Annotated in this window: 23 protein-coding genes; 10 read left to right on the top strand and 13 right to left on the bottom strand. The window is 59.4% G+C overall.

All coding sequences use genetic code 11. The annotated features are described in order from the left end of the window. Positions 1 to 128 precede the first annotated feature (128 nt). From DQ393_RS27325 to DQ393_RS27315, 3 genes are all read right to left on the bottom strand, one after another. Positions 129 to 1,226 carry an FUSC family protein gene (locus tag DQ393_RS27325; RefSeq protein ID WP_112344810.1) on the bottom strand — a complete coding sequence of 366 codons (1,098 nt, stop codon included), beginning with the start codon at positions 1,224 to 1,226 and terminating at the stop codon, positions 129 to 131. Positions 1,227 to 1,459: 233 nt separating this feature from the next. Next, positions 1,460 to 2,002 (bottom strand): DUF1269 domain-containing protein, encoded by a 543-nt coding sequence (locus DQ393_RS27320; RefSeq protein ID WP_112344809.1) that lies wholly within the window; start codon positions 2,000 to 2,002, stop codon positions 1,460 to 1,462. Positions 2,003 to 2,054: 52 nt separating this feature from the next. After that, positions 2,055 to 2,345, bottom strand: coding sequence for a hypothetical protein (locus tag DQ393_RS27315; RefSeq protein WP_112344808.1), 291 nt, complete (start codon positions 2,343 to 2,345; stop codon positions 2,055 to 2,057). Positions 2,346 to 2,660: 315 nt separating this feature from the next. Here DQ393_RS27315 and DQ393_RS27310 point away from each other — a divergent pair, with 315 nt between their 5' ends. After that, positions 2,661 to 2,927 carry a hypothetical protein gene (locus DQ393_RS27310; protein WP_145644288.1) on the top strand — a complete coding sequence of 89 codons (267 nt, stop codon included), beginning with the start codon at positions 2,661 to 2,663 and terminating at the stop codon, positions 2,925 to 2,927. 61 nt (positions 2,928 to 2,988) lie between these two features. Next, the gene (locus DQ393_RS27305) at positions 2,989 to 3,465 is read left to right on the top strand and encodes a pyridoxamine 5'-phosphate oxidase family protein (protein ID WP_210260438.1); all 477 of its coding nucleotides are present in this window, start codon (positions 2,989 to 2,991) and stop codon (positions 3,463 to 3,465) included. Positions 3,466 to 3,548: 83 nt separating this feature from the next. Here DQ393_RS27305 and DQ393_RS27300 read toward each other — a convergent pair whose 3' ends face one another. Together DQ393_RS27300 and DQ393_RS33570 are read right to left on the bottom strand one after the other, a co-directional pair. Beyond that, positions 3,549 to 3,773 (bottom strand): hypothetical protein, encoded by a 225-nt coding sequence (locus DQ393_RS27300; RefSeq protein ID WP_112344806.1) that lies wholly within the window; start codon positions 3,771 to 3,773, stop codon positions 3,549 to 3,551. 253 nt (positions 3,774 to 4,026) lie between these two features. Next, positions 4,027 to 4,194 carry a hypothetical protein gene (locus DQ393_RS33570; protein ID WP_169643241.1) on the bottom strand — a complete coding sequence of 56 codons (168 nt, stop codon included), beginning with the start codon at positions 4,192 to 4,194 and terminating at the stop codon, positions 4,027 to 4,029. A gap of 178 nt (positions 4,195 to 4,372) precedes the next feature. Between DQ393_RS33570 and DQ393_RS27295 the strand changes: the two genes are divergently transcribed. Further along, complete coding sequence (locus DQ393_RS27295) at positions 4,373 to 5,137, top strand: putative nucleotide-diphospho-sugar transferase (protein ID WP_245430470.1); 765 nt, start codon at positions 4,373 to 4,375, stop codon at positions 5,135 to 5,137. 61 nt (positions 5,138 to 5,198) lie between these two features. On the opposite strand, the gene DQ393_RS27290 is transcribed toward DQ393_RS27295, so the two are convergent. Beyond that, complete coding sequence (locus tag DQ393_RS27290) at positions 5,199 to 6,128, bottom strand: phytanoyl-CoA dioxygenase family protein (RefSeq protein ID WP_112344805.1); 930 nt, start codon at positions 6,126 to 6,128, stop codon at positions 5,199 to 5,201. 97 nt (positions 6,129 to 6,225) lie between these two features. On the opposite strand from DQ393_RS27290, the gene DQ393_RS27285 reads away from it, so the two are divergent. Continuing rightward, a complete protein-coding gene (locus DQ393_RS27285; RefSeq protein WP_112344804.1) occupies positions 6,226 to 7,050 on the top strand; it encodes a helix-turn-helix transcriptional regulator in 825 nt (274 codons plus the stop codon). A gap of 265 nt (positions 7,051 to 7,315) precedes the next feature. Next, entirely contained in the window at positions 7,316 to 8,770 is a 1,455-nt protein-coding gene (gene gabD, locus DQ393_RS27280) for an NADP-dependent succinate-semialdehyde dehydrogenase (protein ID WP_112344803.1), read from the top strand. Positions 8,771 to 8,797: 27 nt separating this feature from the next. Here gabD and DQ393_RS27275 read toward each other — a convergent pair whose 3' ends face one another. From DQ393_RS27275 to DQ393_RS27265, 3 genes are read right to left on the bottom strand one after another with little or no spacing between them, the layout of a single operon-like run. After that, positions 8,798 to 9,505, bottom strand: a complete 708-nt coding sequence (locus DQ393_RS27275) for a GIN domain-containing protein (RefSeq protein WP_112344802.1) — start codon at positions 9,503 to 9,505, stop codon at positions 8,798 to 8,800. A 34-nt stretch (positions 9,506 to 9,539) separates the two neighbouring features. Beyond that, entirely contained in the window at positions 9,540 to 10,112 is a 573-nt protein-coding gene (locus tag DQ393_RS27270; RefSeq protein ID WP_112344801.1) for a DUF1700 domain-containing protein, read from the bottom strand. Then, the gene (locus DQ393_RS27265; RefSeq protein ID WP_112344800.1) at positions 10,109 to 10,435 is read right to left on the bottom strand and encodes a PadR family transcriptional regulator; all 327 of its coding nucleotides are present in this window, start codon (positions 10,433 to 10,435) and stop codon (positions 10,109 to 10,111) included. The genes DQ393_RS27270 and DQ393_RS27265 overlap by 4 nt, the downstream gene beginning before the upstream one ends. A gap of 176 nt (positions 10,436 to 10,611) precedes the next feature. Between DQ393_RS27265 and DQ393_RS27260 the strand changes: the two genes are divergently transcribed. The 3 genes from DQ393_RS27260 to DQ393_RS27250 all read left to right on the top strand — a co-directional run bounded on the left by DQ393_RS27260 (position 10,612) and on the right by DQ393_RS27250 (position 12,913). Continuing rightward, a complete protein-coding gene (locus DQ393_RS27260; RefSeq protein ID WP_112344799.1) occupies positions 10,612 to 11,595 on the top strand; it encodes an alpha/beta hydrolase family protein in 984 nt (327 codons plus the stop codon). A 93-nt stretch (positions 11,596 to 11,688) separates the two neighbouring features. Continuing rightward, entirely contained in the window at positions 11,689 to 11,901 is a 213-nt protein-coding gene (locus DQ393_RS34230; protein ID WP_348628029.1) for an NUDIX hydrolase, read from the top strand. A gap of 544 nt (positions 11,902 to 12,445) precedes the next feature. Beyond that, a complete protein-coding gene (locus DQ393_RS27250; protein WP_112344798.1) occupies positions 12,446 to 12,913 on the top strand; it encodes a MucR family transcriptional regulator in 468 nt (155 codons plus the stop codon). 182 nt (positions 12,914 to 13,095) lie between these two features. Here DQ393_RS27250 and DQ393_RS27245 read toward each other — a convergent pair whose 3' ends face one another. From DQ393_RS27245 to DQ393_RS27230, 4 genes are all read right to left on the bottom strand, one after another. After that, entirely contained in the window at positions 13,096 to 14,367 is a 1,272-nt protein-coding gene (locus DQ393_RS27245; RefSeq protein WP_112344797.1) for a CynX/NimT family MFS transporter, read from the bottom strand. Next, positions 14,364 to 15,041 (bottom strand): FadR/GntR family transcriptional regulator, encoded by a 678-nt coding sequence (locus DQ393_RS27240; RefSeq protein WP_112344796.1) that lies wholly within the window; start codon positions 15,039 to 15,041, stop codon positions 14,364 to 14,366. The genes DQ393_RS27245 and DQ393_RS27240 overlap by 4 nt, the downstream gene beginning before the upstream one ends. 87 nt (positions 15,042 to 15,128) lie before the next feature. Next, positions 15,129 to 16,331, bottom strand: coding sequence for an MFS transporter (locus tag DQ393_RS27235; RefSeq protein WP_112345198.1), 1,203 nt, complete (start codon positions 16,329 to 16,331; stop codon positions 15,129 to 15,131). A 151-nt stretch (positions 16,332 to 16,482) separates the two neighbouring features. Continuing rightward, positions 16,483 to 17,175, bottom strand: a complete 693-nt coding sequence (locus DQ393_RS27230) for a GntR family transcriptional regulator (RefSeq protein ID WP_181592425.1) — start codon at positions 17,173 to 17,175, stop codon at positions 16,483 to 16,485. Between the two features lie 426 nt (positions 17,176 to 17,601). On the opposite strand from DQ393_RS27230, the gene DQ393_RS27225 reads away from it, so the two are divergent. Together DQ393_RS27225 and DQ393_RS27220 are read left to right on the top strand one after the other, a co-directional pair. Continuing rightward, the gene (locus tag DQ393_RS27225) at positions 17,602 to 19,428 is read left to right on the top strand and encodes an ABC transporter ATP-binding protein (protein ID WP_112344795.1); all 1,827 of its coding nucleotides are present in this window, start codon (positions 17,602 to 17,604) and stop codon (positions 19,426 to 19,428) included. A gap of 53 nt (positions 19,429 to 19,481) precedes the next feature. Further along, positions 19,482 to 21,008, top strand: a complete 1,527-nt coding sequence (locus tag DQ393_RS27220; protein ID WP_432422039.1) for an ABC transporter substrate-binding protein — start codon at positions 19,482 to 19,484, stop codon at positions 21,006 to 21,008. Positions 21,009 to 21,026 lie beyond the last annotated feature (18 nt).

The following is a 21,026-nucleotide window of genomic DNA, read 5'->3' as shown; positions in this document are numbered from 1 at the left end:
TCTATCGTTGGGGCCGGCTGTTCGCTTTTTCAAGCGAAGGCGAACGCCGCTGCGTGATCGGTTCCGGATGATTACATCGCAAGACCAGCTAACGCGTCCCGAAATAGGTCGGTACACGGTTCGCCGCTTCAACTGATCTTGCTCTCGCGAATGCGATCGGCAAGATCCAGAAAATTCTGACGTATGCGGCGCAAGGTGAAATCGAGACCGAATAGGCGGCCCGTTTCGCTAAAATCCATCGATTGAGCCGCCTCGGAACGCTGAAGTGCGCTGAATGCGGCCTCGAAAGCCGCGTCACCGGCCGAAAGCATCTCTGGATCGATCTCGCCACCGTCACGCAGTGCCCGGCCGCACGCTTCCGCGAAGCGGGCCTGTGCCTCGAGCACTTGCCCTGCCTGCGGCCCGATTGCTTCGACGATCGCCGGCGGGAAAGGCGTTTCCACGATGTGGCTGACATAGGTCATGTCGTTGCGAATTCGCCAGAGCGAGCGCGGGATGGCTTCTGAAATTCCCTGCCTCGTCAGCCAGAAGGCGCGTTCGCGCTGCGCGTCGGTCAAAAGCGCCTCCGTCGCCATCAGGGATTGGCGCAGCGCGATATTGGCTTGCGAGGCGGAGACCGGCTCGCCCTTTTCGACCGCCGATGCAAGCGTGCGCAATATCTGCGCCATGAGGTCGAGGGCGGATCCGAAGCGATCGAGCACCACGGTCCGCGAACGCGTCGGCAGGATGAAGAGGCTGGCGAGCACGCCGACGACACCGCCGAGCGTAATCTCGGCAATGCGGTCGATCACGAAAATCTCGACGGGAACGGCGGCGGAATGAGTGAGCATGACGATCGCCGCCGTCAGCCCGGCATTGCGCAGGCGAGGCAGGCGCGCTGCCACGAAGCTCGAAAAGCCGACGACACAGATCAGCGCGATCCCGATGGCGAGCGGATCCTGCGGTGCCACGAATACCGCCATGCCTCCAAGTATCGCCCCGGCGACCGTCGCCACCAAGCGATCGACAGCCATGCCGGCCGTCGCGCCCACCGAAGCCTGCATGACGATCAGCACGGTGAAGACAGCCCAATAACCTTGCTGAAGGTGGAGAAGCTGGGAGATGGCATAGGTGATCGTGCAGGCGATCATGACCCGCAGCGCCTGCACCGCTGCGCGCTGGGTTTGAACGAGGGATGTTTTTGGTTTTGACGGAGGCTGGCTTTGGCGAGATGCGGGCTCGGTCATCGCGCAACTTTTCGTCTGGAAACGTATGCTGACAATGGCCGTTTGGGTCTTGCCCCTCCCCTTTGATGCAATGCCGCCGATCGCCCGGCGAACCGGCGCTCACGATGGCGGCATTCGACATAATATGGAAGGTGCCTGCCCAACGGCAACCACCGGCCCATTCCGCGTCTTCTGCCGTGCTTCCTACCCGGAAGCACGGTCCTTGGACGATAGTCACAGACCAGATTTTGAGCTCAAACCGTGGCGGAGGCCGCAGATGTCGGAGTCGTCTCGCTGACGAGAACCTGCCGCAGGCGTTCTTCCTGCTCGGGCGAAAGCGAGGTGCGCAGCAGCCTTGCATGCTCGCCCTTGAACTCGGCAAGCACCTTCTCAGGCTGAACCTTGCGGATCAGCAGGAACAGCGCGGAGCTTTGCGCCGGAATGGTCTCGGCAAGCTTCTCGATGAGCCCGTCGTCGATGCCGTAATCGGCCATCGATCCGGCGAGAGCACCGGAACCGGCACCGATTGCACCGCCGACCACAAGGCCGGCAAGGGGATTGAGAAACAGCAGGCCAACGAGCGATCCCCACAGGGCGCCCGAAAGGCCGCCGCTTGCAGCGCCTGCCGCGGTCAGATTGACGCTCTGCTTCAGACGAACCTTGCCGGACTCGTCGCGGACGGCAATGACCGCATCTTCGAGGTCGATCAGATATTCCTTCTCGAGCTGGACGAGGCGGTTGAGAACCGCGTCCGCTTTGTCGGCATTATCGAAACCGAGCACTATGAGTTCTGACATCGAAATTCTCCGGGTCGGGGTGTCGAGACGGGAACTGGAGTCTTCAAGCCGATCAGTGAACAGCCGTGCTGATCAACCGGTAAGGATGAGTAGCATTGAACTGCGAGATCATTGCGACAGCCTGCTGCAGCAATTCCTCGGCTTGTTCGGGATCGTCGCGGGCCAGTTCGTCAGCATTGACGCGGATTGCTTCCGCCATGTTGGTGGAAAGCGCCGCAAACTGCTTGTTGCCCTCGACAAGGGCCTCAAGCGCCGTGCCTTCCAGCGTTCGGGCGACATTGATGAGAATTTCCTCGCGCTCTTCGATGCTGAGGTCTTCGATGGTTTTGGTTTTATCTTCCATTTTGATTACTCACTCTTCATAGACGTGATGGCAACCGAGCTCATGAAGCCTCGATTACTCCTCACGTAGGAAGACGCAAATTCGGGTTCAAGGTTCCCTCGTTCGACCCGATATCGGCCAAATCGTGATCTCGCCGATAGGAGATGGGACCTTCATTAGCCGCGAAGAAAGGCATCGCCCTCGCCAATGCGGAACATTGTGGCCGTCGCACGGTTCGATTGGTGTGGCCGGACACCTTTCATCCGGGAAGATTTCGGCCGCGCTGCATTTGAAATGACGCGAGCTCTTGCAAATCAGACGAATAAGGTAATCGACATGACGGATTCGCGACGAGAAAACAGCCAAACAACGGCTGAACGCAATACAGGCTCTCGCAGCCACCGGCCTGCGGCAGCCAATCAGACCAAAGGTGAACTCGACGCCGCGTCGGAGCACGCCAAAGAGCGCGGTCCCGACGACCTGCCCAATATCGAGGCCACGAAGGAGGCGGTGCGTCAGCACGACGATGCCTTCATCGTGAAAAGCGATCTTGAAGACGCAGACGAGCGCGAGGCGTCACCGGGCACCCGCGAGCAGCCCTGAGATTGCGCCGGGGCGCCTATCCTCCACCCACGCTAAAAGTAAACTCAAGGAGATCGCCATTATGGATATCGATGAGAACGCCCGCGTTTGGGAACTGGTCGAGAAGATCGGCGTCTGCATGCTGACCACTCAAACCTCCGGCAGCCTGCGCGCCCGACCGATGGCCGCACATCCCGAACCGATCGAGAATGCGATTTATTTTCTGACGGATGTCGCCGGCCACAAGGATGAGGAGATCGCCCGCTGGCCGAACGTCTGCCTGGCCTTCGCCGACACGAAAGGCCAGAAATATGTCTCGATATCCGGTACGGCGGAAGTCAGCAACGACCGCGAACGAGTGGAGGATCTCTGGACGACGGGTGCGAAGGCCCGCTGGCACAGCGTCGACGATCCCTCCATCCGCGTCTTGAAGGTGACCCCTTCTTTCGCCGAATACTGGGACAGTCCCGGGACGATCATCAGCTACATCAAGATGGCCGCTGCCGCCGTTTCAAATTCAAAGCCCGACATGGGCGAGAACGTGAAAGTCGAGCTTTAGAGGCGATGGATCACTGCGAGCCATGCCGCGCCAACCGGGGCGGCATGGCTCGCACCAGAGCCCGGGCCGGATGGCATGAACTCCTATTCTTCCCATTCCTCTTCATCGGCCGAAAGCAGATCCACCAAGACTGCCACATTACCGGCAGGCAGATGGCGGCCTTCGCCGATCAAAGCCTCATCGCTGTTTACCCAGGCCCAAGCCTCGGATAGTTCCGTCGGCGTTGCGCCTGTTGCAACAATTTCGGCGATAAGGGTCTCGTCCACAGGGCCGAGTACGGAGGTGACGTCTTGCGAGGTCAATGTCATGTCCTGCTCCTCTTCCTGTTTGCCAGACCATGAACATCCCTGAAATATAGCAACTCGAGGATAAACTTCCACCCGCGGCCGGGCTATGCAGGCACGAGATACTCTCGCCAACGCCCTGAAATAGCGGAATAAACTTCCCTTCGTCGGCAACGAAAAATCTTGCAGGCCGCTACGCAGCGCTTGCTCTGCAATCAAGCGACGGCTCCCACGACGATCAAGAAATCGGCTCGAGATCGCATAGATCGTAAGATGATCAAAAAGTCGGCCCGGACGCGCCGCTCTTCAGCGTGAAATAAGCAAAGGCTGCTACGAAAAATGCGATGACGGCCAGGATCGCCAGCAAACGCTTGAGCCAAGGGGGCGTTTGCCTCGGCGGCTTTGGCTTAGGACGACGTTCAAACTTGATGACATTATCGGACATGACAATCGATTAGCGAAGATCAAACAGTTTGCCAATCCGGTATGGATGCCGGAGGCGATGTTTCCAAAAATGGTCGGGCAAAGCGCTCAATTCATCTCAACTTCAATCTTGTCTGCAACGCCCCGGGGGCTGTGGTGGCGGATATCCGATTGAAATCCACCAACTCTGAAGGTGCCTCTTGAATATCCTCAGTAAAATCCGCCCCTGGACGGCGCAGCAGCGTGCATTGATTGTGCCATTTCCAGCAGAACAAGATCTGGCCGAACGCAGATCCACGTCAACCATCGCCGATGGCCCGATCGTCGCTTTCTTCACGGAAGGCAGTTTTTACGAACATGAGAAGGATCGCATGGTCCACTCCGCCAAGCGTATCGGACTGAGCGTTCAGGCGACGCCAGTGCCCAGCGCTGGTAGCTGGGTATTGAATGCCGGCCTGAAACCCGGTTTCCTGCTGCAGGAGAGGGCAAGGCTGCGCGGACCCATACTGTACGTCGACGTCGACGCGGTCTTCCATCGCAATCCCTGGCCGGAACTTCGTAAGCTCGAATGCGACCTTGCGGTCTATTACGAAGGCAATGCGCGCCTCATCAGCGCGACGATCCTCATCAACGATACGCCCGGGGCGGCGCGGCTCATCGAGCTCTGGCAGGAAGGATGTCTTGCCAAGCCCGACATGTGGGACCAGCTCGTTCTCCAGCAGATCATTGCCGAAGATGCCGCAACTCCGAACCCGCAATTCAAAGTCGTGAAATTGCCCGTGTCCTTCTGCTGGATATTCGATCGGCTCGAAAATGAGCCTGCGAGCGAAATCTTCATCGAGCAGCTGCAGGCAAGCCGCGAGGCGACGAAGCGTAAACGCTGGTTCGGCCGTATCGGCAAACGCCTGAAGCGTCGCCGCGACCGGATCGAGGAAATCGAGCGCATCCTCGGCCGTCACGAGTGAGGCACGCTACCCGGTCTGCACTTTGACTTTGGCAGTGAACGGCAAGCCGCCGGTGACATGATCACAGCATGTCGCCGAGCGTCCAATGGTTGTTCCATCTGATATCAATCTCGTCCTCGACATTCTGATACCGGATGTCGGTGGAGAGACGCAGCCGTTGCCGTCTGTCCTGGTTGGTGGTCGAGGCGTGAATCATGAAGGGCGAATGGAGCATGACGTCGCCGGCCTCATAGTCGGCGACCAGCCAGCGCGTATCGAAACGTTTCGCCATCTCGGGCAGATCCTTCGAAACCCAGCCGCCCTCCGTCATGTTGCGGTTATAGGCGCTCACGCGCTCCTCGGGACCGAGATCCTTGTTCCGCTCGCTGAACTCACGCTCCATCTTGACGCCGATGGCATGCGATCCCTCCAGATAGGCAAGGCCGCCCATTTCCATCGGGATATCGCCGATCGGTATCCATGCCGTCACGATCCGGCTCGTTCCGCCACGCAGATAGACGAGATCATAATGGGCAGGCGTTGCCGTCGTCGTTCCCGGCCGGACATGGCGCATGATCTTGCGCTTGTGCAGATAGGAAATGCCCGACAGGAATTCGTCCATGAAACGCGACATGCGAGGCTGCGCGCAGAAGCCCTCATAAGCGACCGAACGGACCAGCGACATCAGGCAGCGATCGACATCACCGCCTTCGGGCGCCACAGCGGACGCGATGCCATCCCTCGGATCCGTTCCCTTCTCGATCAGCCCCGTCGCCGCCAGATGACCGAAAACCCAGCCGCGAAAGTCGATGACGTCTTTGCGCGGCAGGAAACCCTTGAGCCACACATAGCCATTCTCTTCATAAAGGCTGCGGATTGCCTGAACGCCGATGCCCGGATCAGTCGGCGTCAGATAGCCGAGCCGATCGGGTGCGGTGGAAAGAACCTTTCCGTTGGCGACAAGATTGAGCTCGCGCTCGCCGGATTGCACGGCCTGCATGGAAATAGACATTTCATTCGCCTATCGCTCGATGTGATTGCCCATTGAATCTAGCAGTCAGTGATGTTCCATTACATGGACGGAAATCATACTGGACTTTTCGCTCATCATGAGACCGACGGAAGCCGTCTACCGATCATCACTCGCGGCCGCCAGCGGGCTAGCTATCACCGGCAGTGGAAGACAGCATGCAATGCACGCCGTCAAAGGACGGAAGCTGCCGTGCTATGCGGTCGTCCTCGTAGAGAATGGCCAGGGCTTTCTCGAGACCGAGGCTTGCGGTCGCCGGAGCGTGAAAGGCCCGGCCCTCTTCTGGCTCTTTCCAAACCGCCAGCACTCATACGGCCCGGATGCTGATGGCTGGAACGAGCGATGGGCGCTTTTCGAGGGCTCTCTGGTGCGGGACTTTCTGAGGCTGCGCCTCATCAGCGAGCAGGATCCGCTCATCAATCTGCGCAATCTCGATCGCATCCAGCGCCTTTTCGGCGGCATTCACGGCGATCTGCTCGCGGATTCGAACCTTGCGAGAGCCTCGGCGGCCGCTTCGCTCCACCAGATCGTTGTCCTGGCGGCGCGAAAGGCCTGCCAGACCACGCCTTCCCTTCAGGAAGGAGCGGATATGGCCGAAATCGTCGAGGCGCTTCGGCGCAGGGCGATGCAACCGCTCGATATCGCCGCCTTCGCCGCCGAATATGGAATGTTGCCCGCGACACTCCGCAGAAAGATCGCAAGGGAGGTCGGGCTGCCGCCGAAAGGCTTTCAGCTTAGGGTGCGCATGGATCATGCCAAGGAACTCCTGGCAACGACGGACGACAAGATCGAGGTCATCGCCGCCAAGGTCGGCATTGACGATGCGTTCTACTTCTCCCGGCTGTTTCACGAGCGGGAAAACTGCACGCCGCGCGAATTTCGCTCGCGGTTCAGGAGGAGCTGAACGCTCAAGACCGGCCGCCTCGTCGCAACCATCCGTTCATCGGACGGCCGCCGCTGGATGGAATTCCGTTTCAGGCTTGGCCGTCGGCAGGCGGCCGGAGTATCCGCTCCCAAATCCTGGTTCGAACATGATAGCCTGTTGCCGGTGCGGAAGTGGCAGAGCCTGACCTGAAGGCACAGCCGATTATCGCGCCTTAAGCGTTACCCCTGGGAGCGGATGAAAAACACCCGCTCCTCATCAACGTTCGAAGCGCGAGGAGGCAATCATGAATTTGAAAGACGCAACATTGTTCCGGCAGGCCGCGTTGGTCGGCGGTGATTGGATCGAAGCCGATCCATCCAACGCGATCAAGGTCGACAACCCCGCAACGGGCGAGATCATCGGCCTCGTTCCCAATCTGGGTGCTGCGGAGACCAGGAAGGCGATTGCTGCAGCCGAAGCCGCGCAGAAGGAATGGGCCGCCCGCACCGCCAAGGAACGCTCCGGTATCTTGCGCCGCTGGTTCGAGCTGATGATGGAAAACCAGGATGATCTCGGACGTATCCTGACAGCCGAACAGGGCAAGCCGCTGCCTGAAGCCAAAGGCGAAATCGCCTATGGCGCGAGCTTCATCGAATGGTTTGCCGAAGAAGCCCGCCGTGTCTATGGCGACATCATTCCCGGTCACCAGAAGGACAAGCGCATTCTGGTCATGAAGCAGCCGGTCGGCGTTGTCGCGGCGATCACGCCCTGGAATTTCCCGAACGCCATGATCACTCGCAAGGCCGGTCCTGCCTTTGCCGCTGGCTGTGCCATGGTCTTGAAGCCGGCCTCGCAAACGCCGTTTTCGGCGATCGCCATTGCGGTCCTTGCCGAACGCGCCGGTCTGCCCAAGGGGCTTTTCAGCGTACTGACGGGTTCGGCTCGCGCCATCGGCGCCGAGATGACCGCAAGTCCGGTCGTGCGCAAGCTCACCTTCACCGGCTCGACCGAAGTGGGCGCAGAACTCTACAAGCAGAGCGCGCCGACCATCAAGAAACTCGGGCTGGAGCTCGGCGGCAACGCACCTTTCATCGTGTTTGACGATGCCGATCTCGATGCTGCCGTCGAAGGCGCGCTGATCGCCAAGTTCCGCAACAATGGCCAGACATGCGTCTGCGCCAATCGTCTCTATGTTCAGGACGGCGTCTATGATGCCTTTGCCGAGAAGCTCTCTAAGGCTGTGGGCTCGCTGAAGACCGGCAACGGCTTCGACGAAGGCATCAATCTCGGCCCGCTGATCGACGAGGCGGCCCTTGCCAAGGTCGAGGAGCATGTTGCCGACGCCCTTTCGAAGGGAGGCCGCATCGTTGCCGGCGGCCATCGCCACCATCTCGGTGGACGCTTTTATGAGGCGACCGTCCTTGCCGACATCACGCCCGCCATGGCCGTCGCCAAGGAAGAGACATTCGGGCCGGTCGCTCCCCTCTTCCGCTTCAAGGACGAGGCCGATGTCATTACCCAGGCCAACGACACCGAGTTCGGCCTTGCCTCCTATTTCTATGCCAAGGATCTCGCCCGCGTCTTCAGGGTCGCCGAAGCGCTGGAATACGGCATGGTCGGCGTCAATACCGGCCTGATCTCGACGGCCGAAGCGCCGTTCGGCGGCGTCAAGCTTTCCGGCCTCGGCCGCGAGGGATCGCGCTACGGCATCGAGGAATTCACCGAAATCAAATATGTCTGCCTCGGCGGCGTCGCCTGAGGCCAAGGGGAGGCCGTCGGGAGAGGTTTATGGCACCTGCACGAGGCGGCCGCTGCCTCTGATCTCCGAGCGTCGCAGGACTGGATGCCCATATAGCTCGATGTTGCCGCTTCCGCTGATCGATATATCCGCATCGGCAGCAGCGGCAACCTCAGCATCGCCGCTGCCCCGAACCCTGATCTTCACCGATTGGGCGGCCAGGTCTTTCAACCGTGCGGTACCTGAGCCGGAAATCTCCAGATCGACCGTATGCGCGCTGCCCGTGGCGGAGACGCTGCCACTTCCGGATATGCTCAAACGCAAATCGGACTGATCGAGCTGCGACAGGGCAAGATCGCCGCTGCCGCGCACCTTCCAATCGGTGACGAGCGGTCCCGACAGGCTGACTTCGAATTTGGAGCTGGACCAACCCGGATCGCAATCCAGGCTCAGCCTGCCACCCTGCAGGCGTACATGATCCAGAAGTGCCGGATCACCGCTGATGACGGCCTCCGCCTTTCCGCCCGGCCGGTACTGAACGGAGGCCGGAATATCGACCGCCAGGCTGCCATTGGAGCTGAAAGGCAGGATGACCTGCTGCTTGCCGGATGCCGCAGATTCGCAACCGGATCGCATGCCACCCCACCAACGCCCCGCATTGGCCCAATCCGGCCCGGAAAGCCCGGTGCCGAGCGTAAGAAAGACGAATGCACAAATCAGTCCGGTCGTCGCGACAGTCGCCAATTTCCCGTTCATTGTCCATTTCCTCCAACGATGCGCAGTCCGGTGCTCAAGCTCGACTTTCGTCCACTTGAGCCAGGCGGAAATGCAGGCGAGCATATTGCCCAAGCATGCGGATGCCCAAACTCAGACCCATCAGCAGCAAAGCACCGCCACCCACGAAGCAGCTCACCAGGCCGGCACCGATCAGCAGGCGGGCCAGCATGCCGACGGAAGGCAGGCCGATGTGGAACAGCACGGTGGTGACGATGATCTTCAGACCCACGGCGCCGACAGCCACCAATGCAATCGCAAGGCCAAGCGTGACGAAGATCGCAGCAAAGAGCAGCGGCAGCAGGAAAAAAATATCGACAATGGCAAGGCCGGCCAGGGCCATCATAGCGGCCAGGAGATTCGGTACGCTCCAGTGGGCCTCCAAACGGCGCAGCCCCGCATCCGCCCGCAGCTCCCGAGCGATCCTGCCCGGATCGCCAAGCGCTGCGGCAACCTCCTCCTCGCTTCGGCCGGAAGCCTCGGATTCGGCAAAATGGGCTGCGTAATCAGCCAGGATATCGTCAATCTCATGCGGCGGCAGGCTCGCAAGCCCAAGCCTCAACGTGCGTAAGAAAGCGTCCCTGGTCATGGTGAATCCTCAAGAAGTTTATCGACAGCGTCGGCTAGCGAGCGCCAGTCGCGGCGATGGGCTTCGAAAATCGAGCGGCCGAGCGGCGTGAGCCGATAATATTTACGCGGCGGCCCGCTGCTCGACTCGACGATGCGGGTCGCAACCAGTCCGTCATTCTGCATCCTGCGCATCAGCGGGTAGATCGTTCCTTCGCCCATGCCCACCGCCGCAACCAGCGTACTCGCAATCTCATAGCCGTAGCTTTCGCCCCGCGAGAGCACGGCCAGGACGCAAAGATCGAGCACGCCCTTCCGCAATTGAACTTGGATCGAGTCAGTCATGAACGCCTCAGCTTTACAGAACGAATATAACAAGCTATCTGTTTATGCAAGGTAGCTAGGACGGCTTTCGCAACCGGCACATGCCTCTTCGTGTCATCGTCTGGACTACGGACCGACATGCCTTGCCATCACAGCCATCGCGCAGCCTGTATCTCTGGTTAAATGGAGTAGTTGTGATGATCCGCTTTGGCCTTGCTCTCATGGCCGCGCTCTTTATTGTCGCGTCATCGGCATGTGGGGCAGGTTTGAAATTCATTCACATATCAGGTGATGCGGACAATCCGGCGATCGACGCCGCCATATGGTCTCCTTGCACAAGCCCTCCGGCAGAAGTGAAGATCGGAGCTCTCGCAATGCCGGCAACGCCGGATTGCCCAATTGCAGGCGAGGAACTGCCACTCATCATCATCTCGCATGGCTATGGCGGCTGGTATCTCGGCCATCACGATACCGCCGAAGCGCTTGCCGACTCTGGCTTCATTGTCGTCGCCATCAATCATCCGCATGCCAATCATGCCGACATGAGTCAGGCAAACGGTCTTGGCGTATTGATCGAGCGCCCCGCCGACATCAAGCGCACCGTCGACTTCATGCTTGATGCGTCTCCCTATGCGGGAAAGATCGATCCACAGCGGATCGGCTTCTACGGGTTTTCCCAGGGCGGATATACCGGTCTCGTCGTTGCGGGCGCCAATCCGGATTTCACCAAACTGCCGCCACGCTGTTCAGATCCGAAAGCAGCCAGCTGTCCGCCGGCTGGTCAAGTTCAGCCTCCCCGGCGACAACCGCCACCACAGTTGCTAACTCACGATCCCCGCATCAAAGCAGTCGTTGTAGCCGACCCGCTGAGCATCGTCTTCCCGACCGTGGACAGCGTGGAAGATGTCAAAGTTCCGCTTCAGCTTTGGGGCTCAGAGCTTGGAGGGGGTGGTGGAGCATCTCCTGAAAATGTCGCAACGCTTGCACGGCTATTGCCGGAAAAACCTGATTTTCGAGTCGTCCCCAATGCCGTTCATTTGTCGTTTCTGACACCTTGCCCGGAAATGAGGCCGTCGTCGGATGCCTGCACCGATGCGCCGGGCTTCGATCGCGTCGCGTTTCATAGACAATTCAACGCCGCTGTCGTCGCATTTTTCCGCCGGCATCTGACGCAGCGGTAACGGCAAGCATATCGGAGCGTGAAGCAGCATGTGACGTGGAACAATGCGCAGGCATTATGAGCGTTGAAACTCGTCCGCGAATCCGATCAGATCATGACAAAAACGATACGCATAGCGGCGGCTCTGGTGCTGCGCCCGGACGGGAAGACATTGCTTGTGCGCAAGCGCGGCACTATTGCCTTCATGCAACCCGGTGGCAAGGTGGAGCAGCAGGAGACGCCAGAGACGGCGCTGATCAGGGAACTCCTCGAAGAACTGGGCCTTGCGGCAGAGATGAAGGATCTGACTTTCCTCGGTCGTTTCTAGGCGCCGGCAGCCAACGAACCGCACCATACTGTCGTCGCGGATATATTCCGGCTGCATGTGGGCGATCCGGCAATCACAGCAGCGGCAGAGATCGAGGAGATCCGCTGGGTATCGCCCCACAATCCGGGACATATAGCTATGGCTCCCCTGACCGAGCATCATATCCTTCCTCATTATCGGCAGCAGACTGTGTCCGCGGGCCAATGAGGTCGAATTTCATCGGCTCCAGACAATGAGGGCAACTTCGGCGATTTCCTGGAAATTCCTGGCCTGGAATACAACTTCGTTCGCCTATTCGCCTATGGGCGGCAGACGCGTTGCTCACGGCGGACGAGCCGTCCAATTGCACGTCGCTTTACATGGGGCGAGAGTAAAATTTAAATATTGTAACAAAATGAAAAATTAATAGATTTCAACTTTAGCGGTGAGCTTATTTACTACGAATATGATAACATGCGCAGAATACATGAGGCCCTCGTTATTTTAATTGAAAGTAAAAACAACTTTGGATACATGAGTAAAAAAACACGACGTGAGGCCGAAAATGAAAAGAGAAAATACTGCCAGCCACGAGAGGTTTATTGAGCTGACAAGCAAGATCGTCTCGGCCTACGTTCTTCGCAACGCGACCGCGCCGGAAGATTTGCCGAGGCTCATCATAGACACATATGCCGCGCTTACCGGTTCTCGGCAACCTGAGCCGTTGTCATCGGAAAAGTCGCTGAAGCCGGCGGTGCCGATCAAGAAATCCATTACCGATGAATATCTGATCTGCCTGGAAGACGGCGGTAAGTACAAATCGCTGAAGCGGCACCTCAACACCAAATACGGCCTGACACCCGAAGAATATCGAAAGAAATGGGGCTTGCCGGCCGACTACCCGATGGTCTCGGCCACCTATGCAGCCACACGATCGACGCTGGCGAAGAAAGCCCTCCTCGGCCATACAAAGAACGCGACCGATATTGCGCCGGCTGCCGAGCCGGCTCGACGGCAGCGGAAAACCGGCTGATTTGGAGTAGTTCTGCGTTTCTTCGAAAAGCGTACGCGCCTATCTTTTTATTTCCCAGCGCGTTGCGAACGGAAAATCGCTGCGCGCACGCTTGTAGATGCTCCAGGAACGTTTTGAGCCACTTCGCGTGATCCGCCCTGTCCGCACTTCGACGATAATTGCGCGATCAAGTCGCTGCAGGATCACGGAATTTCGATTGTCTTGGCATTGACGGTAATCGCGCGGCCGGCAAACCAGCCGTTGATACCGGCGCCGAGGCCGAGCAGGACGAACAATACGGAGCTCCAGGCAAAACTCCCGGTCCAGCCATGGATCGTGCCGACGACGAGCGGGCCGATCGCGGCAAGCAGATAACCGACGAATTGCGCCATCCCGGAGAGATGGGCCGCCACATGCGCGTCGGGCGATCGCAACACGATGACGGTCAGTGCCACCGCGATCAATCCGCCCTGCCCGATGCCTTGCAGCACGGCCCAGAACCAGACCGTCCAAAGCGGCGCAAAGAGCAGGCCCAGCAATGCTGCGACCGCGACCAGGCAGAGAATGACATTGATGGCGCGCTGGTCCCTTCCCTTGACGGCGATATGGGGTGCGACGAGGCAGGCAACGGCCTGCACCATAACCGAGGCGGAGACAATGGCTCCGGCGGTCACGCCGTCAAGGCCGCGTTCGCGCAGAATAGGCACGAGCCAGCCGAAGACGCAGTAGGCAAGTGCCGATTGCAGCCCCATGAAAAGCGTTACCTGCCAGGCGATGCGATCCGACCAGAGGCCGGTGACACGAAAACCAGCGCGGCGGACCTGGCTGCGCGTTCGAACCACCTGCGGCAGCCAGAGAAGTCCGACCACGAAGGCCGGCACGGCCCACGCCGCAAGCGCACCACCCAGCGATCCACCGAGGGCATGCTCGATCGGAAGCGTGAACCCGGCAGCACTTGCCGCGCCGGCGCATAGCGCCATCGTATAGCAGCCCGTCATCAGGGCGGCCTTGTCCGGGAAATCACGCTTGACGAGCCCAGGCAGCAGCACGTTGCCGATGGCAATACATGCGCCGGTCAGTGCCGTTCCGAGGAAGAGCAGGGAAATGGAGGAAACTCCGCGCAGCGCCGTGCCGAGCGCAAGCAGGAAGATGACCGCAAGCAGGACACGCTCGGTTCCCATGCGCTGCGCAAGCCTTGGCGCAAATGGCGAAAACAGCCCCATGCAGACCACGGGCAAGGTCGTGAGGATGCTGGTACCGAAGGCCGAAACGCCAAGCGCGGACCTGATTTCCGGCAGAAGCGCCGATGCGCTCGAGAAAACCGGTCTGAGATTGAACGCAATGAGCACGAGGCTTGCACCCAGCAGAAACCTGCCGATCGGCGATTTGCCTCCACGTGGCCGCGGTACGGGAATTTCATCGGCCTCGGCATCGATCAATTCGAGCGAGGCGGCATTTTGTGAAGTTATGGTCATGACATCAGCAATCGATCAAGAGTAGCGACGACGGGCGCCATGAAGCGGCGTACGGCGGCATCGGCCGCTTCAGGATTGCCGGTTTCGATCGCGTCGACGATCGCGATATGCGCCTGCATATCCGGCTCGGGAATATCCGCGCCGAGCGTCGCCTCGATGGTCTCGGCAATGGAAAGGGAGAAGAATTCGTAGAGCTCGATCATCGCCCTGTTCTGTGAGGCCGCGACGACCGCCTTATGGAAGGCAAGGTCGCGCTCGATGAACGCGGCCTTGTCACCGCCGGTATAGTTTCCGCGCGCAATCAGCAAGGCGCGCAGTTGCGAAACAATTTCCGGCGAATGACGCAAGGCAGCGAGCCGTGCGGCCTCGACCTCCAGCGCAAGCCGGGCCTCGAACTGATCGCGCAAGCCGGCGCGACGCGCCATATCCAAAGGACGGCTGACATCCGTCACCGAGCGAACATAGGTGCCGGACCCCTGCCGCGTCTCGAGAAAGCCTTGGGAGACCAGCACCCTCACTGCCTCGCGGATCGTGCCGCGGCTGACCGACAGCATGGATGAGAGCGAGGCTTCATTCGGGAGCTTTTCGCCGACAAGCCAGCGTCGGGCGATGATTTCGCCGCGAATGGCCTCGACGGCATTGTCCGCAAGAGTGGTTTTGGTCAGGGCACGCATGATCTACTATCATCAAGTCATCGGATGACTTTATGATTTAGGCGGCGAAAAGCTCTTCGTCAATCCAATTGCAGGAATGATCAGCGGCTAGTTATGACGTCTGCTCTTTTCGAAGAAAAGCAGTAAGGCAAGTCCCAGCAGACCGGCGGCAGCACCGATAAGGGCCGTTCCGGAATAGCTGCTGATCGCCGTGCCGATCGCGAAGAGAAGAGCGCTCAAACCTGCACTGAGGAAGATATTGACCGATATGAGCGCGCTGCCGAGACCGGGGCGCTCGGCAATCAGATCCTGCAGATAGGTAATGGGAATACTGATGAGCGCTGCCGCGCCGATCCCGCTGACGAGGGTCAGCGCATAGACGTGCCAGGGTGCGTAAGCCAAGCCGAGCAGGACCAGATAGACGACGTAGATGACCGTGCCGATCCCCAGCGCCATGAGATGGGTCATGATCCGCTGCGCCCGCCCCCACGCGACAATGAAAACGACTTCAAGAAGGGCGACGATCCCGACAAGGATACCGATATCGGCCACCGTTCCGTGCGCCGCGCCGGTGACGATGAGTGGCAGAATGGCGCCATTGACATGCAGCGTGCTGGTGATCAGTGCCACCGCGATGAGGCGCACGAAGACCGGCGGTGACATAACTTCGCCCAGCGCGGCAAGATAGGAAAGATGGCGTGCCGATGCCTTGTCGGTGCCATCCTGGCGCGGAAGGAAAAAGGCGATCAATCCGAAGCAGACCGCACAGGCGAGACCGGCAAACAAATAGGCCGGCAGCATGCTTGCTGAATTTGCAAGCAGGACGCCAGTTATACCAGGCACCAGAACCCAGGAGAGCGAGATCATCGCACGTACGCCGGAATTGACCGTGGCGACATGGTTGCGCTCCATTCCGCTTGTCGCCACCCTGACATTGGCAAAGAGCAGCGAGTTGAGCGAACCGTAGACCGGCAGGAAGAACAAGGCGCTGAGAACGAAGGTTGCCTGCGCAGGCACGGCATAGACGGCGCCATAACCCAGGACCCCGAAAATGGCGACGCTCAGCATCATCACGCGATACTGGCCGATCCGGTCCGCCAGATTTCCAAGCAGGATGCTGACGACGACGTTCACCGCGGCCGCGCAGAAGATCAGCGTCGAATAGAGCCCATTGCTGAGTCCGAGTTCGTGGATGCCGACGACCGATTGATAGGGCGATGTGGCGGCGCCGGCAAAGCCAAAGGCAAAAATGGCAAGCATGCTCACCCGAATGGTCGGGTCGCGGAAAACATCAGGAAGAAGGTGGGTCATCGGCGGGTCGAGGATGTTGTAAATCACGCCTTCGGGGCGCTGGATATCCTTCCGTCAAAGTGGATCGAGACGCAAATGGTTGCTTTGTGCTTGACCCCTTCGGACATGGATTGTCCACATCATTCATCACATCAATGACGGCAGGTGGGCTTCAGCCGGGCATCGCGCGCGAATAGGCGGCCAGGATGAAGCGCTCTGACTGAAACAAGTATTTCTCCAGTGCGTCGGCTGCGCTCACGGACGCCCCTTGCTCCAGATGCGCCAGGATGGCCGCGTTCTGGCCGACATAGGGAGCATGCAGATATTCGGGATCGCGGATCAGGCCGAAGACGAGGCGCAGTTCCAGGGAAATCTGGGCATAGAAGGCTGAAAGCCTTGGACTGTCGGCAAGCGCGACGATGGCGGCATGAAAGGCGATATCCGCGCTGCCGACCTCCAGCCACTCGCCACGATCACGATGCTGGACGGCGGCATCGATGGCGGCGCGCATCTTGTCGACGCTCGGGTGGCGGTGATGCGCATTGGCGAGCGCCGAGCATTCGATCAGGCGGCGAATATGAAAGATATCCATGATTGTCGAGATGCTCGGCGTAGTGACGAAGACGCCCCGATTGGCCTCATGACGCAGCACACCCTCTTTCGTCAGCAGCCGGAAGACTTCGCGCAGCGTGTTGCGCGAGACCTGCAATTCCTCGCAAAGAGCCGCTTCGGACAGATGGCTGCCAGGCGAGAGCGTGCCGCTGATCACGCGCTCGCGGATGCGGGCGGCGGTCAGTTCCGCAACCGTCTGCCCCGTCTCCGCGACAACCGTCGGCTCGATGCTGGCAAGATTTGTCTGCTTCATTTGCTCTCCCGGCACCTGCATTCAATCGCTCCGACGGCCACTAATCAGCCACTTGTTGGAAAGCGAGTGGCTATTCGTACTTGTCTGCGGTTGGCGGCCCGTTGACAGCAAGGTCCGGCGGGCGATTTTGCGCAGATTTGTCCCCGTTTTCGATTGGCAATATGAAAATTGTTGAACAATATAGACCACATTGTGGTTTGATGCTATCTCACGTTCTCACAAACATAACGGGAACGCAGATACAGATGTTCATGAGACGCCTGTTTTGTAGAAAAACCTCGCCTGCTTTTGTCAGGCTGCAGCGGGTGTCGGCATGAGGATGCTGCGGTTCGATTTCGGCGAGTGCACCTGCATCATGAATGCACAGAGCAACATCGTCATCATCTCGGATGCCATGAGCGACCAGCCCAATACCGAGGTAAGCGCATGACGAATGCTGCGGGCGACAACAAACCGCTTCTGTCTGTAGCGGATCTGACTGTGCGGTTCGGTGAAAACCGCGTGCTCGAAGGGCTTTCCTTTTCGATCGAGCCGGGCCGGACGCTCGCAATCGTAGGCGAATCCGGCTCCGGCAAATCGGTGACCTCGCTTTCCATCATGCGCCTTGCCGATATGATGGGCGCACGCTTCGAGACAGGCACCATCCTCTTCGACGGCAAGGATCTGCTGAAGCTCCCGCAGAAGGAGATGCGCGCTGTTCGCGGCAAGGAGATCGCCATGATCTTCCAGGAGCCGATGACCTCGCTCAACCCTGTCTTCACCATTGGTGATCAGATCTGCGAAGTCCTCCTTCTACATGAGAGGATCGGCAAATCCGCTGCCATGGCGGAGGCGCAGCGCCTGCTGGAAATGGTGCGTCTGCCGGATGCGCAGGCACTCTTGAAGCGCTATCCGCATCAGCTTTCCGGCGGCATGCGCCAGCGTGTGATGATCGCCATGGCGCTCGCCTGCCGCCCGAAGCTGCTGATCGCCGACGAGCCGACGACTGCCCTCGACGTGACGATCCAGGCACAGATTCTCAACATCATGCGGGACCTGCAAAAGGATCTCGGCATGGGCATGATCTTCATCACCCATGACATGGGTGTGGTGGCCGAAATGGCTGATGATGTCGTGGTCATGTGGAAGGGCAAGAAGGTCGAGGAAGGCCCGGTTCGCGAGATCTTCGCCAATCCCGGGCACCCTTATACGAAGGCGCTTCTCGCCGCAGTGCCGAAGCTTGGCAGCATGACCGGCCAGGACTTTCCGAAGCGCATGCCCTTGACGGTGCTCGATGGTGGCGAGCCGAAGATCGTCGGTGAAGAACGAGTCCAGAATACCGCCCGCTACGACCAGCAGCCGCTGCTATCGGTACGCGACCTCTTTGTGCGCTTCGACATAAGAAAGAACATATTCGGCCAGGTCACGCATCGCTGCAGCGCCGTCCAGAAGGTCGCTTTCGATATTCATCCCGGTGAAACCCTGGCCCTCGTCGGCGAATCCGGCTCCGGCAAATCGACGATCGGCCGCACCATCCAGCAATTGCAGAAAGCGCGTTCCGGTGAAATCACCTTCAACGGCAAGAGTTTCGCCGCCATGTCGCAGCTCGAACGTTTCCGCCTGCGGCGCGACGTGCAATACATTTTCCAGGATCCCTTCGCCTCGCTCGATCCGCGCAAGATGGTCGGCTTCTCGATTGCGGAGCCGATCAACACCCATGGCATCATCTCCGGATCGAAGGAAGTTCGCTGCCGGGTGGACGAACTTCTGGAGCGCGTCGGCCTGACGTCGGCTCATGCCGATCGCTATCCGCACGAATTCTCAGGCGGCCAACGCCAGCGCGTCTGCATCGCCCGTGCCCTGGCCTCCGATCCGAAGCTCATCATCGCCGACGAAGCGCTATCGGCTCTCGACGTGTCGATCCAGGCCCAGATCATCAATCTCTTGATGGATCTCCAGGCCGAACGCGGGCTCGCCTATCTGTTTATCAGCCATGACATGGCCGTCGTCGAGAAGATCAGCCATCGCGTCGCCGTTCTCTATCTCGGCCAGATCATGGAGATCGGCAGCCGCCGCCAGGTCTTCGAAACACCAATGCACGCCTATACGCAGCGCCTTCTCTCGGCCGTACCGATCGCCGATCCGACGCAGGAGCGCAGAACCACCCTGCTGGAGGGCGAGATCCCCAATCCCGTCCGCCGCGTTGGCGACGAGCCGCCGATCCTGGCTCACGAGGAAATCACCTCAGGCCACTTCATCGCCAAGAGCGCCTGAGCGACTACCAAACATCGCATCGATCTGAAGAGGAAACAGGTTCAATGAAAAGAATGAAATGGGGACTGAAGACCGCTCTGACCGCACTCATGATATCGAGCGTCGCCATCAGTGCCGCTCCCGCCTTCGCGGCCGGCAAGCTGACGGTTTCGTCGTCACAGGATCCCGGTAGCTGGGACCCGATCGACACGTTCCTGGTGGCATGGGCTGCCGTTTCGACCAACATCTTCGACGGCCTCACCTATCGCGGCCCCGATCTCAAGCTGGTGCCGGGCCTTGCCGAATCCTGGGAAGAACTGGATCTGGGCAAGCGCATCCGCTTCAAGCTGCGTCACAACGTGAAATTCCATGATGGCGAGCCCTTCAATGCCGAAGCGGTGAAGTTCACCTTCGACCGCCTGCTCGGCGAGCAGGGCGCCAAGGGACCGCAGCGCTCGAACTACACCGCGATCGAAAGCATCGACATCATCGACGACTACACGGTCGATATGAAGCTGAAGACGCCCGATCCGGTACTTTTGACGAAACTTGCCGGCTATGGTGCGATGATCGTGCCGCCGAAATACATCAAGGAAAAGGGAGAGGATTATTTCAATCTCAATCCGGTCGGCACCGGCGCCTTCAAATTCGTTTCCTATACGCCGAAAGTGAACATCAAGCTCGAAGCCAACCCGGATTACTGGGGTGGCGCACCGAAGCTCTCCGAGCTTGAATATCGCTTCATCAGCGAGCCGGCGACCGCCGTTGCCGAGCTTCAGGCGGGCCGCGTCGATATCGTCATCCCGCCGACCATCCCGATCGGCATGCTGCCGGTCATCCAGGGCGATTCCAAGCTCGAAATCGCCAGCGTTCCCGGCCCGACGGTCGATGCGCTGCGCTTCAACACCCGCGACGGAATTACCGCCGATCCGCGGGTGCGCAAGGCGATCATCATGGCCGTCGATCGCGACACGATCGTCAAGTCGATCCTTGCAGGCCAGGGGACCGAAATCGTCAGCTTCCAGAATTCGCTTTCCTTCGGCTACGATGCCGACCTGAAGCCGCTTCCTTACGACCCGGCAGGCGCCAAGAAGCTGCTTGCAGAAGCCGGAGTGAAGCCCGGCGCGGCATTGCAGATCGACATTCGCGGCAATGACGCGACGATGAACGAGGTGGCGCAGGTCGTGGCAAGCTATCTGCAGATGGTCGGCCTCACCGCCACCATCAAGCCCTATGAAACCAACGTTCTGCTGAACGACATCATTCCGCAGGGCAAGACCGGCGCGATGTTCCAGCAGAAATGGGGCGGCTGGACCTTCGACTACGACAACACGGCCTATTCGATGTATCACTCCGGCGAAAAGTGGAATCCTTATGAAAAGGATGCCGCTCTGGACAAGCTCTTGGAATCGCAGCGCCCGCTCACCGATCGCGCCGAGCGCGAAAAGGTGCTGAAGGACATCGGCAAATATGTCGCCGACAAGGCGCTCGAACTGCCGCTCTACAACAGCAATGCGATCTACGGCGTCAGCAAGCGCGTCAAGGGCTTCGTGCCCGCTCCGGATACCCGCATCAAGCTGAACGAAGTCACCGTCGACTAATCATCAAGCAGGACGCCG

It is taken from the genome of Martinezella tropici, assembly GCF_003287875.1.
Lineage (GTDB): Bacteria > Pseudomonadota > Alphaproteobacteria > Rhizobiales > Rhizobiaceae > Rhizobium > Rhizobium tropici_C.
The sequence above is the reverse complement of the archived record's forward strand: the minus strand, read 5'-3'. Positions and strand labels throughout refer to the sequence as shown.

Bases quoted from the DNA above. Each gene is read 5' to 3' on its own strand.
- DQ393_RS27235 (WP_112345198.1), bottom strand. From the start codon at position 16,331: ATGACCCACCTTCTTCCTGATGTTTTCCGCGACCCGACCATTCGGGTG.
- DQ393_RS27225 (WP_112344795.1), top strand. From the start codon at position 17,602: ATGACGAATGCTGCGGGCGACAACAAACCGCTTCTGTCTGTAGCGGAT.
- DQ393_RS27315 (WP_112344808.1), bottom strand. From the start codon at position 2,345: ATGGAAGATAAAACCAAAACCATCGAAGACCTCAGCATCGAAGAGCGC.
- DQ393_RS27305 (WP_210260438.1), top strand. From the start codon at position 2,989: ATGGATATCGATGAGAACGCCCGCGTTTGGGAACTGGTCGAGAAGATC.
- DQ393_RS27240 (WP_112344796.1), bottom strand. From the start codon at position 15,041: ATGCGTGCCCTGACCAAAACCACTCTTGCGGACAATGCCGTCGAGGCC.
- DQ393_RS27220 (WP_432422039.1), top strand. From the start codon at position 19,482: ATGAAATGGGGACTGAAGACCGCTCTGACCGCACTCATGATATCGAGC.
- DQ393_RS27275 (WP_112344802.1), bottom strand. From the start codon at position 9,505: ATGAACGGGAAATTGGCGACTGTCGCGACGACCGGACTGATTTGTGCA.
- DQ393_RS34230 (WP_348628029.1), top strand. From the start codon at position 11,689: ATGACAAAAACGATACGCATAGCGGCGGCTCTGGTGCTGCGCCCGGAC.
- DQ393_RS27265 (WP_112344800.1), bottom strand. From the start codon at position 10,435: ATGACTGACTCGATCCAAGTTCAATTGCGGAAGGGCGTGCTCGATCTT.
- gabD (WP_112344803.1), top strand. From the start codon at position 7,316: ATGAATTTGAAAGACGCAACATTGTTCCGGCAGGCCGCGTTGGTCGGC.
- DQ393_RS33570 (WP_169643241.1), bottom strand. From the start codon at position 4,194: ATGTCCGATAATGTCATCAAGTTTGAACGTCGTCCTAAGCCAAAGCCG.
- DQ393_RS27250 (WP_112344798.1), top strand. From the start codon at position 12,446: ATGAAAAGAGAAAATACTGCCAGCCACGAGAGGTTTATTGAGCTGACA.
- DQ393_RS27245 (WP_112344797.1), bottom strand. From the start codon at position 14,367: ATGACCATAACTTCACAAAATGCCGCCTCGCTCGAATTGATCGATGCC.
- DQ393_RS27310 (WP_145644288.1), top strand. From the start codon at position 2,661: ATGACGGATTCGCGACGAGAAAACAGCCAAACAACGGCTGAACGCAAT.
- DQ393_RS27285 (WP_112344804.1), top strand. From the start codon at position 6,226: ATGAGACCGACGGAAGCCGTCTACCGATCATCACTCGCGGCCGCCAGC.
- DQ393_RS27230 (WP_181592425.1), bottom strand. From the start codon at position 17,175: ATGAAGCAGACAAATCTTGCCAGCATCGAGCCGACGGTTGTCGCGGAG.
- DQ393_RS27300 (WP_112344806.1), bottom strand. From the start codon at position 3,773: ATGACATTGACCTCGCAAGACGTCACCTCCGTACTCGGCCCTGTGGAC.
- DQ393_RS27260 (WP_112344799.1), top strand. From the start codon at position 10,612: ATGATCCGCTTTGGCCTTGCTCTCATGGCCGCGCTCTTTATTGTCGCG.
- DQ393_RS27270 (WP_112344801.1), bottom strand. From the start codon at position 10,112: ATGACCAGGGACGCTTTCTTACGCACGTTGAGGCTTGGGCTTGCGAGC.
- DQ393_RS27320 (WP_112344809.1), bottom strand. From the start codon at position 2,002: ATGTCAGAACTCATAGTGCTCGGTTTCGATAATGCCGACAAAGCGGAC.
- DQ393_RS27325 (WP_112344810.1), bottom strand. From the start codon at position 1,226: ATGACCGAGCCCGCATCTCGCCAAAGCCAGCCTCCGTCAAAACCAAAA.
- DQ393_RS27290 (WP_112344805.1), bottom strand. From the start codon at position 6,128: ATGTCTATTTCCATGCAGGCCGTGCAATCCGGCGAGCGCGAGCTCAAT.